10 protein-coding genes are annotated in these 15,239 nt (G+C 64.7%); 9 read left to right on the top strand and 1 reads right to left on the bottom strand.

Annotated features, from left to right (window positions below; genetic code table 11):
- Positions 1–17: 17 nt before the first annotated feature.
- From C9F12_RS02700 to C9F12_RS02660, 9 genes are all read left to right on the top strand, one after another.
- Positions 18–473: a TRAP transporter small permease gene (locus C9F12_RS02700; protein WP_108447884.1), complete on the top strand. Its 456-nt coding sequence runs from the start codon at positions 18–20 to the stop codon at positions 471–473.
- A complete protein-coding gene (locus C9F12_RS02695) occupies positions 473–1,732 on the top strand; it encodes a TRAP transporter large permease (protein ID WP_108447883.1) in 1,260 nt (419 codons plus the stop codon). The genes C9F12_RS02700 and C9F12_RS02695 overlap by 1 nt, the downstream gene beginning before the upstream one ends.
- 215 nt (positions 1,733–1,947) lie before the next feature.
- Positions 1,948–2,292, top strand: a complete 345-nt coding sequence (locus C9F12_RS02690; protein WP_108447882.1) for a hypothetical protein — start codon at positions 1,948–1,950, stop codon at positions 2,290–2,292.
- A gap of 220 nt (positions 2,293–2,512) precedes the next feature.
- The gene (locus C9F12_RS02685) at positions 2,513–2,734 is read left to right on the top strand and encodes a hypothetical protein (protein WP_108447881.1); all 222 of its coding nucleotides are present in this window, start codon (positions 2,513–2,515) and stop codon (positions 2,732–2,734) included.
- 292 nt (positions 2,735–3,026) lie between these two features.
- Positions 3,027–3,161, top strand: coding sequence for a hypothetical protein (locus tag C9F12_RS23020; RefSeq protein WP_275886747.1), 135 nt, complete (start codon positions 3,027–3,029; stop codon positions 3,159–3,161).
- A gap of 272 nt (positions 3,162–3,433) precedes the next feature.
- Entirely contained in the window at positions 3,434–7,171 is a 3,738-nt protein-coding gene (gene recC / locus C9F12_RS02675; RefSeq protein ID WP_162816372.1) for an exodeoxyribonuclease V subunit gamma, read from the top strand.
- A complete protein-coding gene (recB, locus tag C9F12_RS02670; RefSeq protein WP_108447879.1) occupies positions 7,168–11,172 on the top strand; it encodes an exodeoxyribonuclease V subunit beta in 4,005 nt (1,334 codons plus the stop codon). The genes recC and recB overlap by 4 nt, the downstream gene beginning before the upstream one ends.
- Complete coding sequence (gene recD / locus C9F12_RS02665) at positions 11,169–13,391, top strand: exodeoxyribonuclease V subunit alpha (protein WP_108447878.1); 2,223 nt, start codon at positions 11,169–11,171, stop codon at positions 13,389–13,391. Before recB ends, recD begins: the two co-directional genes overlap by 4 nt.
- A gap of 156 nt (positions 13,392–13,547) precedes the next feature.
- Positions 13,548–14,543, top strand: a complete 996-nt coding sequence (locus tag C9F12_RS02660; protein WP_108447877.1) for an ion transporter — start codon at positions 13,548–13,550, stop codon at positions 14,541–14,543.
- Positions 14,544–14,726: 183 nt separating this feature from the next.
- Here the strand turns inward: C9F12_RS02660 and C9F12_RS02655 are convergent, their stop codons facing one another.
- On the bottom strand, positions 14,727–15,191 hold the full coding sequence (locus tag C9F12_RS02655; protein WP_205254611.1) for a hypothetical protein: 465 nt from the start codon (positions 15,189–15,191) through the stop codon (positions 14,727–14,729).
- Between the last annotated feature and the right edge of the window lie 48 nt (positions 15,192–15,239).

Genomic DNA, 15,239 nt, shown 5'->3' with positions numbered 1-15,239 from the left:
CCGCTGGAGTCGAGACGATGCTGAGATACCTGGATCGTTTAGTCGAAACCGTCGTGGGGGCCCTGGTGGCCCTCACCACCATCGCCATTTGCTTGAACGTCTTTTACCGCTATGTGCTCGACTCCGGTCTGGTATGGGCCGATGAAGTACCGGGATTTTTACTCGTCTGGATCGCCTTCTTGGGCGCCTATCTCGCTGCAAGAAAAGACGGTCACATTGCTTTCGACATGTTACTCGAAGCCTTCCCACCCCTGCTGAAACGGGTCGTGCAGGTGATCGGTGACATGGCGGTCATAGGCTTCTTCGTACTGCTCGGCCTCAAGTCCTGGCAGATGATCGACCGCGTCGGTGATCGATCCATCGAGACGCTCCCCATCGCGCAGGGCGTATTCATGAGCGTGCTGCCAATTGCCAGCACCCTGATGGTGGTGGCTTTGAGCGTTCGCCTTATTCAACGTTGGAGGAATGCCTGATGGCCTGGGGCGTAGTGACAATGCTGTTCGGCATCATCCTGCTGGGGGTGCCAGTAGGGTTTGCCCTGATGATCACCGCCACGGTCTCGATGTGGATCGCGGACATCAACCTGTTGATGATCCCAGTGCAGATCTACTCGGGGACCAACTCGCTGATCCTGCTGGCGATCCCGCTGTTCATCCTTATGGGAGAGCTGATGAGTGCTACCAGCATCGCGCAACGTCTGATAGACCTTGCGGCGTCTCTGGTGGGCTGGATGCGCGGCGGCCTGAGCCATATCAATGTCGTGACATCGATGTTCATGGCGGAAATGAGTGGATCGGCGGTGGCCGATGCAGCTGTGATGTCAAAGATCTTCGTGCCACAGATGGAGAAGCGCGGCTATCCCAAGGGATTCGCGGCATCGATCACGGCCGTGTCGGCGACGCTAGGTATCATCATTCCCCCATCAATCCCCATGGTGTTGTTTGGTGTGACGACCAACACCTCGATTCGTGACCTCTTCATCGCAGGGATCGTGCCGGGCCTGCTGCTGGCGGCTGCCTTCATGGTGGTCTCCTGGCTGTTCGCCCGCCGTGAGCAACACCCCCGCGAAGGGGATTTTGAAATCAAGGCGCTCGGCACCGCCTTCAAACGGGCATTGATCCCCCTAGCGATCCCGGTGATCGTAGTAGGCGGGCTGATCGCCGGTATCTATACCCCGACAGAGGCCGCAGGCATTGGGGTCATGATCGCCCTGTTGTTCGGCCTTTTCGTGACGCGCGATCTCGACTACCGGATCATCTGGTCGCTCATGGTGACGACGGCTCGACAAACCGCCGTAGTGATGATGATCGTCGCCGGATCGGCCATCCTGGGTCAGTATCTCGCCAATGAGCAATTGCCCCAGCAGATCGCCAGCGCTCTGGGCGGCATCACCGATAGCTACATCCTCAACTTACTAATCATCAACGTGTTCGTACTGCTACTGGGGATGTTCTTGCATGCCAGCGCGGCGATCATCGTGGTCGTGCCGCTACTGCTGCCCATGGCCGTTGACTTGGGGCTGGACCCGGTACACTTCGGCGTCATCGTCTGCCTCAACCTGGGCATCGGCCAGCAGACACCGCCCGTAGCGAGTGTACTGCTTACCGTCTGCTCGACCACTGGCATGAAGATCGAAGAGGTCATGGGCTACTGTAAGTGGTTCCTGTTAGCCATGTTTGCTGTCCTGTTGTTCGTGACCTTCACCCCAATGACGGCCTTGTGGTTTCGCTAGACATCGCTACCTGAACATAAAATCACTCACTACCTGTCGCCTTCCCTTCTCAGGAGGGCGATTTGGTGTTCAATAATCAAGTTTCCAGCACGCTATATCCGACTTTTGGGTTGGGGGGGGGCACGCCCTCGAGATTGACGGCGTGGCTCGGTTGCGTGAGGCGTGTACATCGCCAAGCGGTACCTAGTGTCCGTCCAAAAAACGGCTTGTTATCAATGTTTCAGCTTACGGACTCCCTGAACACCAAGTCCCTCGAGCCACTGTTGCTGAAACCCACGCCACTGGAAATGCCGGAGCACCAGATCGACTCCTTGCAGGAAGTTCCAGCCACCGATGATCTGATCGAGCTTCCTTTCACGGCGGAGGAAGGCGAGAAAACCAGCCTGGTCTTTGTGCAAGGCAGGGTTGTCTCCACCAAGAAGACCTTTACCATCTCCGATGGTGGTGAAAGCGCCAGGTGCCTGGTGACCTGCTTCATCGAACCCAATCGCGTGGTGCAACAGGGCACAGGCGAGCTGATTCTCGAACCCACCATCAACAACATCGAAGAGATGCTCTGATCTGCGATGCGGGAAGCCGTCGGCAGCGCCTGCAGAATTGCACGTGCGTCGACAGCCTTTCTTCGACACCATGCAGACGCGCAGCCGGCCGAGTCGACACCTCGTTGTAGCTCCCGCGAAGAGCACCGACGAAGCGTCGCAGGCATCACCTGCAGGTAGATGTCGTCAGTGGTGCTCCGGCAGTTCCTGCAACACCAACCATGACCACCAGAGGACGCTTATGCCCAACAAGGCCACCGCGGTCATCCAGTGGATACGGCGTGAGGCTGGGCCGCTGCTGGTTGCCAGCATCTTCCCGCTGCTGCTGGCCATCTACTTTTTCAAGGGAGGTTTCTCGATCAAGGTACTGGCACTGTTTCTCGCCCTTCCGCTGGTGGTCTACCTGTCGCTGAGTGTCGCTATCTGGCTGTGGTTCGTGGTCAGAAACCGAGACTCTCGATAAGGACTCCGGGGCGCGCGGATCGCGATGACCAAGGTGCTTCGCGCACTCGACGGCTTTTTCTTTGCAAGGCCAAGACCCATCTATCCCGGCTGATTGCTGCCGCTCAGCGCGGTCAGGAGGTACTGATCTGTAAAAACGGGAAGCCGGTCGCACGCATTGAAGCACGGAGAGATCAAGGACTTGACCTGGATGGGCTCTACGGTCTGACCAAGGGTCGTATCGAGGCGAAGGCTGGCTGGGATGCTCCGCTGAAAGAGGACGTCATCGAAGCGTTGTTTGATGGAAATCATCCATGAAGCGCTACCTGCTCACTATCGATCTTTGGCGCTGGCCGACTGAATGGTTGCCCGCCGATGGCCAGAGAAAGCGCTACGACCCAGAACGCCGCTATATCGCCCCGGTCGATGAACTGTTGCCATCTCGGTAGTACTCGGCAAGACGCCGCCTGGCCGAGGCCGACACTTGCTCACCCCCATCGAACCGACTCTTCATCACAGACGAAGCCTACCTTGCGATGTTGGCCTATAGATGACGCCCGTCTACGACCAGACACTGTGGTCATCCGGTGATGGTGATCCCCGCCGCCGCATCCATTAGGCTATGCCGAGACGTCCCGACGATGCCGAAGCCTGTGCTGTTCAAGCAAGCGCCGTCACCGCCTCGGGCTGCCACGCCTTCACGCAGTACAGAGAACTCGCCATGACCGATACCACCGCCGCCTCGGGCTTGATCGTCCTGCAGGGCAACCGTATGGAGGATCTGCGTGATCTGACCCTGAAGTGGCTGGGGCGGCGCCCGCTGCATCCGCTGGCGCGCACCCTTTTTCTGGTGCAGAGCAACGGTATCGCCCAGTGGCTCAAGACCTCCATCGCCGAGCGCCAGGGCGAACCGGGCTACGGCGTCTGCCTCGGCACCGACGTTGCCCTGCCCGCGCGCTTTCAGTGGCAGGCCTACCGCGCGGTGATCGAGGCGGTGGAAGGCTCGGGGCAGGTGCCGACCACCTCCCCCTGGGACAAGAGCCGCCTGCGCTGGCACCTGATGAAGCTACTGCCCGAAGCCCTGGACGACCCGCTGTTCGAGCCGCTGGCGCGCTACCTGCGCGAGGACGATGAGCAGCGCAAGCGTTACCAGCTGGCCGAGCGCCTGGCCGACCTGTTCGATCAGTATCAGGTCTATCGCGCCGACTGGCTCACCGCCTGGGAGGCCGGGAACGATGTGCTCACCCTGCCCGGTAACCGTGTCACAGAGGTCCCCGATGACCAGCGCTGGCAGCCGGCCCTGTGGCGCAGGATCAGCGAAGCCCTGCCTGCCGACCAGCGCCACAGTCACCGCGGCGCCGTGCACCAGCGTTTCAAGCGGGCCGCCGAGCAGCTGACCCGCGAGGTCGAACGGGGCGAGACGGCCTGCCCCCCGGAAATACCGCCGCGTATCGTGGTGTTCGGCATTTCGTCGCTGCCCCAGCAGACCCTGGAGGTGCTGGCCGCCTTGTCCAGCATCAGCGAGGTGGTGCTGTGTCTGCTCAACCCCTGCCAGTTCTACTGGGGCGAGATCATCGAGACCCAGGAGGTCCTGCGCCGCCACGTGCGCCAGCGCCGTCGCCAGGGCATGCCGGCGGAGCTTCACCACTCGCTCGAACAGCTGCATCTGCACGCCCATCCGCTGCTGGCGGCATGGGGCAAGCAGGGCCGCGACTACCTGCAGCTGCTCAGCGAACATGACCACACCGACGTGGAGGCGTTGAGCGCCCTGCTCGACGACTCGGTGGATCTGTTCCTGGCGCCGCCCACCGACACCCTGCTGGGCCAGCTGCAGGACGACATCCTCAACCTGCGCCCGCTGGCGGAGACCCAGGCCGAGTGGCCAGCGCTTGATCCCGAGCACGACCACTCGATCCGTTTTCATATCTGCCACAGCCCTCAGCGTGAACTGGAGGTTCTGCACGACCAGCTGCTCGAGGCCTTCGCCGAGGATGCGACTCTCGAACCCAGGGACGTGATGGTGATGGTGCCGGACATCAACGACTACGCGCCCTATATCGACGCGGTATTCGGCCAGTTCGCCCCGGGCGAGAAGCGCCACCTGCCCTACCACGTGGCCGACCAGCAGGAACGCCATCGCGAACCCATGCTGGTGGCACTGGAGACCCTGCTGTCGCTGCCGCGTCTGCGCTTTCGCGCCAGCGAGATCCTCGACCTGCTGGACATCCCGGCCATCCGCACGCGCTTTGGCCTTGGCGAGGGTGACCTTTCCACCCTGCAACGCTGGATTCGCGAGGCCAACGTGCGCTGGGGCCTCGATGCCTCCCAGCGAGCCGAACTCGGCCTGCCGGAACACGACGAGCTGCACACCTGGCGCTTCGGCCTGGAGCGCATGCTGATGGGCTACGCCGTGGGCGAGGCCAGCGACGACGGCGAGGACTGGGGCGACATCGTGCCCTACGACGAAGTCGCCGGCCTCGACGCCACCCTGGTCGGACCGCTGTACCGGCTGATCATGACCCTCGACGAAGTTCGTCAGAGCCTGATCGAACCCAAGACCGCCAGCCAATGGGACCAGATTCTGGGAACCATGCTGGAGCGCACCCTGGCCCCCGGCTCCAGTGCCGAAGAAGCCTTGCTCGGGCGTATCCAGGCGGCGCTCGAGACCTGGCACGAGGAGGTCGATTCGGCCGAGGTCGGCATCCGTCTGCCGCTGGCGGTGGTGCGTGAAAGCTGGCTTTCGCGCATCGACCAGCCCCAGCTGTCCCAGAGCTTCATGATGGGCCGCATCACCTTCGCCACCCTGATGCCCATGCGCGCGATCCCCTTCCGCCACGTCGTGCTGCTGGGCATGAGCGACGGTGCCTACCCGCGCCGCGCCGAGGCCATGGACTTCGACCTGATGGCCATGCGCGGGCACTATCGCGCCGGCGACCGCTCCCGGCGTGACGACGACCGCTACCTGTTCCTCGAGGCACTGCTGTCAGCGCGGGACCGACTGACCATCAGCTGGTGCGGACGCAGCCCCCAGGACAACGGCGAGAAGCCGCCCAGCGTGCTGGTCGGCCAGCTTCGCGACCACCTTGGCAAGGGCTGGCGCCTTCCCGACCAACCGCCCCACGATGAGCGCTCGCTGGCCGAAGAGCAGCAGATGGCCGAGGCCCTGCTCACCGCCCTGACCACCGAGCATCCGCTGCAGCCCTTCGGCGCCGGCTATTTCCTGGCGGACTCGCCGCTTTATACCTATGCAGACGAGTGGCAGACCCTGCACCAGCGTGATTCACGTCACCCGGACCCGATGACGGCCACCTCAGCCGATGAGGCGCTGCCGCCCTGGCGCCCCGAAGGCGCCATCGGCCTGTCGCAGCTTTCCGGCCTGCTGCGCGATCCCGTCAGCGCCCTGTTCCAGCAGCGCCTGTCCACCAGCATGCGCGACGAACAGACGCTGAGCGACGACGACGAACCCTTCGCCTTCGCCGGCCTCGCCCGCTGGCAGCAGCGCGAGGCCCTGGTGCAGCCGCTAGGCCAGCGTCTGGCCCACGACCGCGCCTGCGACCCCGCCCTGTTGATTGAACGCCAGGTCCAGCGCCAGCAACGCGCCGGCCACTACCCGCCGCCACCGGTGGGCCCGGTGATCCGCCGCCAGTTGCTGGAGCGAATCCCCGACGCTCTCGACCACTACCGCGAACTGCTAGAGCGCTACCCGCGCTCGCTTGAGCGGGCACCGCAGCTTCGCCACGACAGTCGCCTTCCCTTGTCCGACTCGAATGAGACCCTGGTACTGGAAGACGCCCTGTCCCACCTGCACGCGACCGACTCTGCCCCCTCCTCCGGGGCCAGCGACGAGGGCGATGCGGATGCGGATGCGGGCGCGAGTGAGGTGGCCCGCATCGTGCTGTTGACCAGCCAGATCCACCAGGGCGAGCATTTTCACTGGAGCCAGATTCTGCGTCACTGGCCGGCGCACCTGGCGCTGCAATGCCTCTACCCGAATTCGCCGAGCCATCTGGTATCACCCAGCGGCGTGCTGGAGGTCCCCGGCATGCCCCGCGAACAGGCCACAATGCGCCTGGATGCGCTGATGCGGCGCTGGCTTGCCGCCATGCAGGGCGCCACGCCCTGCCACCCCGACATCGCCTTTGCTCTGCTCGAGGAATACCCCGTGGCAGAGGATGCAGCCTGGCCACCGGCAGACGCCCAGACGTCAGCCACGCTGCGCAAGGCCTGGGAGCAGGCCTGGGAAAAACTGCCGGAGCGAAGCCCGCTGCTGCTGCGTGAATTTCCAAGCCTGGATGAGTTGATCGGCGCCAAGGGCTTTGCCGAGGCCTGTCGCGAGCTCTACGCCGACCTGCATGGCTGGATCAGCAGCGCTCGCAAGGGCTCAGACAAGGGCTCTGACAAGGGCTCGGACAAGGCATCGGGCAAGAGTAACGCCACCACCGGAAGGGAATCCGCATGAGCCTGCCGTCCGACCTTTTTTCCACCGACGACCAGCCGCCTTCCCCGGACAACGCCGGCCAGACGCCGCTGCCATTGGCACTGCCGCTGCAGGGCAGCCAGTTGATCGAGGCCAGCGCCGGCACCGGCAAGACCTTCACCATCGCGCTGCTCTACGTGCGTCTGGTGCTGGGCCACGGACAGCCGGACAACCCTGCGAGTCGACGTGACAATGGCTTCAGTCAGCCGCTGGTGCCGCCGGATATTCTGGTGGTGACCTTTACCGAGGCCGCAAGCCAGGAGCTGCGCGATCGTATCCGGGCGCGCCTGGTCCAGGCCTCCGAGGCCTTTCGCGCCGGCGACAGGGACGACGGCTCGACCACGGCCGCGGACGACGGCCTCGCCGAACGCGACCCGCTGCTGGCCGCGCTGCGCGACGACTTCGAGCGCGACGCCTGGCCCGCCTGCGCCCGACGACTGATGCTTGCCGCCGAATGGATGGACGACGCCGCCATCTCGACCATCCACAGCTGGTGTCAGCGAATGCTCAAGGAGCACGCCTTCGACAGCGGCAAGCTGTTTCGCCAGGAGGTGGTCAAGGATCTCGGCGAGATGACCCAGGAGGCGGTTACCGACTACTGGCGCACCCGCGTCTACCCCCTCGACGAGCCCCTGGCAGCGTCCATGGTCGAGCTGTTCGGCTCGCCCCAGGGGCTGAACAAGGCGCTGCGCAATCTGCTGAGCCGCGAGGATGCCAGCCTGGTATTCTGCGGCGAGCCGTTGGCCGCTGGCGATTTCGGCGCCCATCTCGCCCAGTTCAGCGACGCCCGTGAGAGCGCCGACAGGCTGGAAGACGCCGCCCGCCGCGCCTACCTGGATGACAAGGAGGCAGTGCACGACTGCCTGCGCGCGCTGCGCCCGGCGATGCACGGCGGCAGCTTTCGCGGCAAGGATGACGACGACACCTTCGACGGCTGGCTGGAACAGCTCGGCGACTGGGCAAACGGCAAGCGACCCCTTGCCGAGGCAAGCTTCGTGCAGAAGCTCGCGCGCTCCAAGCTGCGGGTCAAGAAGGGTACCGAGGTGCCCGAGCTTGGGCTGTTCGAGGCCCTGGAGGCGTGTCGCGAAAACGACGAGCAGGTCGAGACCCTTAAGCGCGAGCTCTACCCCCAGGTGCTGGCGGATGCCCGCGACTGGGTCAGCCGGCGGCTGTCCGAGCAGCTCGAGGCCAACGCCCAGATGGGCTTCAACGACATGATCACCGGACTTGCCGGCGCCCTGGACGGCGACGGCGGCGAGACCCTGGCGCGGCGCATTCGCCAGCAGTTCCCGGTGGCCATGATCGACGAGTTCCAGGACACCGATCCGGCCCAGTACCGCATCTTCGAGCGGGTGTATCGTATCGGCGATGCGACCACCGCTGAGCCAGACGCCCAGCACGACCTGAATGGGCCAGGCGCTCCTGAGCATGACGCCACGGCGCTGATCCTGATCGGCGACCCCAAGCAGGCGATCTATGGCTTTCGCGGCGGCGACATCTACACCTACCTGGGGGCTCGTCACGCCACCCGCGGGCATCACCACAGCCTGGACACCAACTTCCGCTCGAGCGAGGCCGCCGTGGCAGCGGTCAACCGGCTGTTCGCGTTCGCCGAACGTAGCCACCCCCGCGCGGCCTTCCGCTTCGCCGCCGACGACCACAATCCATTGCCCTTTCAATCGGTCGGCGCCAATGGTCGCAAGGAAACCCTGTGCCTGGATGGCAAGCCCGCCGCCGCGCTGACCGGCTGGCTGATCGCCGACGGCAACAAGGACAACGGCTGTCTCAACAAGGAAGGCTACCTGCACGAGGCCTCCCGCCACTGCGCCGACCACATTGCCGACTGGCTCAATCAGGCCAGTCCTGGCGAGGGCGTCCCAAGCGCCGGTTTTGCCGCCTCAAGAGACGCCGGTGACGGCAATCTCACACCGCTGAAGGCCGGCGATATCGCCATCCTGGTGCGCGATCGCAGCGAGGCCAGCGCCATCCGCAACGCCTTGAGCGAGCGCGGCCTGGCCAGCGTCTACCTGTCGGATCGTGACAGTGTCTTCGCCACCGCCGAGGCCCGCGACCTGCATCACTGGCTCAAGGCCATGGCCAACCCGGAGTCGGTGTCGACCCTGCGCACGGCTCTGGCCACCGCCACCCTGGGCCTGGGACTGGCGGAGCTCGACCGGCTGCAACGCGACGAGACCGCCTGGGAGCGGGTGCAGGAGCGTTTTCTCGGCTACCGCCTGCGCTGGCAGCGTCGGGGCGTGCTACCGGCGCTGCGCCAACTGCTGCACGACTACCGGATCCCCGAGCGCCTGCTCGGCGCCCACCAGGGCCAGCGTCGCCTGACCAACCTGCTGCATCTGGCCGAATGGGCCCAGCAGGCCAGCGACACCCTGGACGGCGACCACGCCCTGATTCGCGTGCTCGCCGAACACCTCGACGACCCCGGCCATGACGAGCAGATCCTGCGCCTGGAAAGCGACGCCGACCTGATCCAGGTGGTGACCATCTTCAAGTCCAAGGGGCTCGAGTATCCGCTGGTGTGCCTGCCGTTCCTTTGCACCTACAAGGAAATCAGCGGCCAGTCCGGCACGCCCCTGTACCACGTCGACGACCAGCCGCTGCTCGAACTGGCGGCCAAGAAGGAGATGGCCAAGGAGGGCTTTGAGCTTGCCGACGACGAACGGCTATCCGAGGAGGTACGGCTTCTGTACGTCGCCTTGACCCGAGCGCGCCACGCCACCTTCGTTGGCCTTGCGCCCCTCAAGCTCGGCAACGCCAGGAGCGCCACCCTGCACAAGTCAGCGCTGGGCTACCTGCTGGCCGGCGGTGAGGCGATCCCTGACCTGACAAACCTGCGCGAGCGCTGGGAGACCATGAGCGGGGGCTTCGACGCCATCGCCCTGGACGCCATCGACGCCAGCAGTGATACCCCCCAGATCCAGTACCACCCGGTCACCACCGAGCTCGCCACCAAGGGCGCGCGCACGCCCAGCCACCGCCCCTTTGCCCCCTGGTGGATCGCGAGTTACTCCTCGCTGGCCCAGAAGGGAGCCACCGCCCCCGAGACCCCCGAGGCCGAAGTGCTCGAGGAAGAGCACCTGGACGCCCGCCTGGTGCCCGCGGTGCGGGAAGCCGGCGCCCCCGAGCACGGCACCCTGCACGCCTTCCCGCGGGGCCCTGGCCCTGGCACCTTCCTGCACGGCGTGCTGGAAGCGCTGGCCGAGCACGGCTTTAGCAGCGCGCTTGACGATGCAGGCCTGCTTGCCCGCCTGGCCCAACGCTGCCGCCGCCGCGGCTGGGAAGAACACACCCAGGCGCTGACCGATGGCATCCGTCGCTGGCTGACCACGCCGCTGACCACGACCACACAAGAGCGCCCCGACGGCGAGGATGCCGACCATGGGCCAGTGCTGGCGAGCCTTGAGCGCTACCGCGCCGAGCCCGACTTCTGGTTCGCCACCCATGACGCCATCACCCCGGCCATGGACAAGCTCACCCGCCAGCATCTGTTTCCCGGAGAGCCCAGGCCCCAACTGGGCTATCAGCGCCTCAACGGCCTGCTCAAGGGCTTTATCGACCTGTTGGCCGAGCATCAGGGGCGCTTCTATATCATCGACTGGAAGTCCAACTGGCTGGGTCCGGACGATGACGCCTACCACCAGGACGCCATGCGCGCCGCCATGCTCGACAAGCGCTACGACATGCAGCTGGCGCTCTACCTGGTGGCGCTGCATCGCCACCTGCGCCAGAGCCTGCCGGATTATGACTATGACCGCCACGTTGGAGGGGCCATGCTGGTCTTTCTGCGCGGTATTACCGCGCCCTCGCGCGGCGTCGCCGCGATCAAGCCGCCCCGAGCCTTTATCGAGGCACTCGACGATATCCTGGCGGGACAGGCGGGCAGCGCCGCGACCTCCTCCCGGAGCAACGACGCAGGCGACGACATGACCCACGATCAGGACAGCAGCGGGGAGACACTGGCATGAGCGAGGCTAAACGTGAGGAACCCAGCAAGGTGAACGGCGAAACACCGGGCGATACAGCCTCGACCGCCCTGCCGTCCTCTCCCTTTGCCACCCCGGAGCAGGCACTGGCCGACCCCGAGGCGCTGCTGTCGCTGCTGTTTGCCTGGGCGGAGCGCGGCTGGATCCGTGATCTGGACGCGGCACTACCCCATCGGCTGGCGAGGCTCGCCCCGGACGGCGACGCCAGCTGCCTGCTGGCGGCCATGCTGGTCAGCCACCAGGCCGGCCAGGGCCACCTGCTGCTGGACCTGAATCAGGCCCGCCGCCAGCCCGAGTCGCTGATCGCCGTCGCTCGCGACGAGGCTAGTGACGACACCGCCCCGCCCCCGCCGGAGGCCCTGCTCAGCCAGCTCGGCGACGACTGGGCAAACCGCCTCGAATGCTGGTCGGCGGTGGCGCAGGGCCCAGGCGCCAGCCCCCTGGTACTGGAGGCAGGACGTCTCTATCTGCGCCGCTACTGGCGCAACGAACAGCGAGTCGCCAGCGCCATCGCCGCTCGGCTGTCGACGTCCGACACTCCAACCGAGGACACTACAACCGAAAACCATCCGACCGATAACAGTGACGCCGCCCGCCTGCGCCCGGTGCTGGATACGCTGTTTCCCCCGTCCGATCCGCGTGCCGACCAGGCCGCCTCCCAGAAGCTCGCCTGTGCGCTGGGTGCACGTGCTCCCTTCGCGGTGATCACCGGCGGTCCCGGTACCGGCAAGACCACCACCGTCATTCGCCTGCTGGCGCTGTTGCAGACCCAGGCCATCGCTGAGCGCGGTGCGCCCCTGGCGATCCGCCTGGCCGCCCCCACCGGCAAGGCGGCGGCGCGACTCAGCGAGTCCATACGCGACCAGATCGCCGCGCTCGACGAACTGCCGTTGCCTGACGCCGCCCAGGTGCGCGCATCGATTCCCCACGAGGTCTCTACCCTGCACCGACTGCTCGGCGCCCGGCCCGATACCCGTCACTTCCATCATCATCGCCTCAACCCCCTGCCACTGGACATGGTGGCGGTGGACGAGGCGTCGATGGTCGATATCGACATGATGGCGGCACTGCTCGACGCCCTGCCGCCCCATGCACGCCTGGTACTGCTCGGCGACAAGGACCAGCTCGCCTCGGTGGAGGCCGGCGCGGTGCTTGGCAACCTGTGCGCCAGGGCCGAGCAAGGCCACTACCGCAACGACGTCAGCGACTGGCTAGAAGCGGCCACCGGGCTGTCCTTGCCCGAAGCGCTGCACGACAGCGACGGCCGGGCGCTGGATCAGTCCGTCGCCATGCTGCGCCACTCCTTTCGCTTCGATGACGCCAGCGGTATCGGCCAGCTTGCCCGCGCCATCAACGCCGGCGACAGCCGGCGGGCTCTCGCGGTGCTGGACGACACTGCCTTTCCCCAGGCCCAGCGCCAGGCCCTGCCCCGCGCCAACGAGCGGCGCCTGATGACCCTGGCGCTGGATGGCCGAGGCCAGGACGCGGCCTGGGGCTATCGCTTCTATCTGGGCGCCATCAGCCCGCGTCCCGACACCCCGGAAGCTGGCGCACTCGAGCAAAGCGGCCTGCTGCGGCCACGCCCGTCGCTGTCATCCGAGCGAGCCGAGTGGGACCGCTGGGCCTCTGCCATCCTCGAGGCCCACGCCCAGTTCCAGTTGCTGACGCCGCTGCGCGCCGGCCACTACGGGGTCGAATCGCTCAATCAGCGCATCGAGCAGGCACTGGCCCGGGCCGGACTGATCGACAAGCCGGATCACAGCACCCACTGGTACGAAGGCCGCCCGGTGCTGGTCACCGGCAACGACTACGCGCTCAAGCTGATGAACGGAGATATCGGCATTGCCCTCAAGGTGCCGGTGGATTTCGCCAACCCCGAGGCCGGCACCACCCTGCGCGTGGCCTTTCCTGCCGGCGACGGCCAGGGCGGCATTCGCTGGGTGCTGCCCAGCCGGCTGCAGCGGGTCGAGACGGTATTCGCGATGACGGTTCACAAGTCCCAGGGCTCGGAGTTCGTCCATACCGCCCTGGTGATGCCGGACACCCTGTCGCCGATACTGACCCGCGAACTGGTCTACACCGCCGTCACCCGTGCCAAGAAGACCTTCACCCTGCTCAGCGCAAGCGACGTGGTGCTGGCCAAGGCCATCGAACGACGGATTGCGCGTCAGAGTCGGCTGTTTCAATCACCCGGAACATAGGCCCTGCAAAGTCCCGGTCGCACTACCTGTCAGCAGAAAGCCGCGTCCTCACTGCGCCAACGACGCTTTGGCACAAGGCGAGGTGGGGATGCGACCAACGCCAGGACACTCTAGGCTGGTGAAGAAAGGAGTGTCACACGCATCCAAGGAGGACTCATGCCCGCCACCCGCACGACCTCGCCCGCCCTGGAGCGGGCTCATCTGGTGTGGGACCTGTTCATCATCGCGCTGGTGATCGCCAACCTGGCGCTGTTGCTGTTCGACAGCCTGTTTCTGCTGCCACCGCTCAACGCCGCCTTCGAGGCGGCGGCCCCCGGCCTTCACGGCGCCTACGACCGGCATGTCCATGCCAACTTCTTCAGCATCGACCTGGCCTTCGTCGCCGTCTTCCTGTTCGATGTGCTGCTTGGCTGGGCCGTTGCCATCTACCAACGCCGCTACCACCGCTGGTTCTTTTACCCCTTCGTGCACTGGTACGACGTGCTGGGGTGTATTCCCCTCGCCGGCTTCCGAGTGCTGCGTATCCTGCGTGTGATCTCGCTGCTGCACCGCCTGCACCGCCTGGGACTGATCGACGTGCGTCGCTGGTATCTCTACTCGGTTGTCGCCAAGTACGCCGACATCCTGATGGAAGAACTCACCGATCGTATCGCCATCCGCCTGCTCGACAACGTCCAGGAGGAACTCAAGAGTGGCGACGGCCTGGCCTCACCGGCCATCGAGAAGATCGTCACACCGCGGAAGGAGGCCCTGGTGCGGGAAGTCAGCCAACGCCTCGAGACCATGGTCGGCGACATCGCCCACCACAACCGTTTCGCGACGCTGGCCTACGTGCGCGGCCTGGTCGCACGAACCCTGGCCGAAACGCCGGAGCTTCAGCGACTCAAGCGCCTGCCCATGGGCTCCCAGCTCACCCAGGGGCTGGAGTCATCGATGTCCGACCTCGCCTGCCATCTGGTCGATGAAGCCCTGAATGGTCTCAAGTCCAGGGAGTTCTCCTCGCTGGTCGAACATATGGCCGACAGCGGCTTCGACGCCTGGCTGCGCACCGACCCCGAGACCGAACAGATCACCGAACAGGTGCTGGTCGACATGCTGGAGCTGCTCAAGGAACGTATCGCGGTCAAGCGCTGGCACGACAAGTACGCGTGAAGGGAGCGGGCCACGGGGTTTGCTGTGGCCCGATCTACGGTCAAGAGGGCAAGTGTCACTGGGTGGGCGGGTTTCGGCCAGAAGCAGTCATTCGCATTAACTGATATAGCGGGGAGCGCAGCGGCGGACCGTCAGGGACGTCCGCTGGCAGGCTACAGGCCTGGAAAAGACTTAATGACATTATTAGGCATGATTACCTTGGATGGCCTCAGCAAGTTCATCATGTTGCTCCTGTAAAGCTTGAAGAATCAACAGCGATCTGCTAATAAGTTCCTCGCTACGGTCCGGATCTAACCAGCTACCGTTGAACTTACCACCATGATATAAATTGTTTCTTACCCGCCTAATGTGAGAGAAGAGAATCTGAGGAGACCGTTCTTCGGTATTCACGACCTGCCAAGACAGAATCTTGTCTTTTAAGATCTGCTTCTTTGGCGGGTGGTCAAAGAGATAATTGATGGCATCTCGTAATTCTCCGTTCGGTTCGTCCAGAACCAAGCAACCAATTTCGTTCGAGAACCTATCCCACTCAGGTTCAGCTTGACCGCCTGCACCACTACGCGCGTATTGCATCGCTTTCAGAGCATATTCATATTGGGCGAAAAGCTTGAAAAAGCAAAAAGCCAAATTATCGAGATCCTCAGGCATGCTCTCACCTGTTGAAAAGTTATCGATGCGTGTCCACTGGAGTGGTGG

It is taken from the genome of Halomonas sp. BN3-1, from assembly GCF_003056325.1.
Taxonomy (GTDB): Bacteria; Pseudomonadota; Gammaproteobacteria; order Pseudomonadales; family Halomonadaceae; genus Halomonas; species Halomonas litopenaei.
The sequence above is the reverse complement of the archived record's forward strand: the minus strand, read 5'-3'. Positions and strand labels throughout refer to the sequence as shown.